This is a genomic window from Microcystis sp. M53598_WE2, from assembly GCF_030067735.1.
GTDB lineage: Bacteria > Cyanobacteriota > Cyanobacteriia > Cyanobacteriales > Microcystaceae > Microcystis > Microcystis aeruginosa.
Genome location: NZ_JASJFE010000599.1, coordinates 1 through 1,010, shown reverse-complemented (window position 1 = coordinate 1,010; position 1,010 = coordinate 1). Strand labels below are relative to the sequence as shown.

The 1,010-nt window shown below is 37.5% G+C and carries 1 protein-coding gene; it reads right to left on the bottom strand.

All coding sequences use genetic code 11. The features are described from left to right. On the bottom strand, positions 1-1,008 hold a 1,008-nt coding region (locus PX636_RS12120; protein WP_288117354.1), incomplete at its 3' end, for a ParA family protein. Positions 1,009-1,010 lie beyond the last annotated feature (2 nt).

Here is a 1,010-nt window from a genome sequence, read left to right as displayed (position 1 = left end):
GTCTGCTAAGTCAGAAAAAATATCTTTAAATTTTTGTTGTTTTTCTTGGGCTTGATCTAACACTGTACCTTGCCATCCTAATTGTTCAGCAGTTAGCGCAAAAACGGGCGTTTGATGCTCTTGAGATAAGGCAATAAGACTATTAAAATCAGGTATTTTTACTAGAGTACAGCAAGCCGGTACACCATTCTGATCGTAGATAAATTTCGGTAGCATCATGCCATTTTTTTCTAGAGATGGAATCATTTTATCGCCAATATTTTTCTCGATTGTGTTAATCCAGTTTTGAAAAGCTTTTGTTTCTTGGCCACCTATGATTCGATATTTCTGAACAATAGTTCCCAAAAAATGTAGGTTAACTTCGGGGAAGGGATAGTTGGCGGTTTTGAGAATTGGTAAAGCACTAGCTGCCTTAGCCCATTGGTGCCACTTAGGCAAGATTTTAGTTAAAGAATCGATAGCCATAACCGAGAAAAAATCCGCTGTGGTTGGCACAATAAAAAAGTTGCTGGTCATCAGTATATTTTGATTGATTGACCCCAAACTGGGACTCATATCGATTAAAATATAGTCAGCTTGAAATCTTTCGGCAGTTTTGTCTAATAAATATGTAATCGCACCGGGGAGATTTTTTAAAGCCTGAATTGACCCACTAAGTTCTTGAGCAATACCTAGGGTAACTTCATATTCAGCTAATCCCACATGACCAGGCAGTAAAAATAAGTCATCACGACCATCAATAGGAATACAGTCCACAGCTTCAATTAATCTCGGTTGAGACTCAAAAGCAGGTGCTAAAGCTGTTTTAATATTAGAGTAAGTATTGTAGATGGCTTGTAGTCTTTCCTCCCTATCTTCACTTTCATTAGTCAAAGCCATACCAGTTAAGTTACATTGGGGATCGGTATCGACAATAATTACTCTTTTGCCTTTCTCAGCAAGCATCCAACCAAGGTTAAAAGTGGTTGTAGTTTTGCTCACTCCACCTTTATGATTAAAAAAAGCTATTT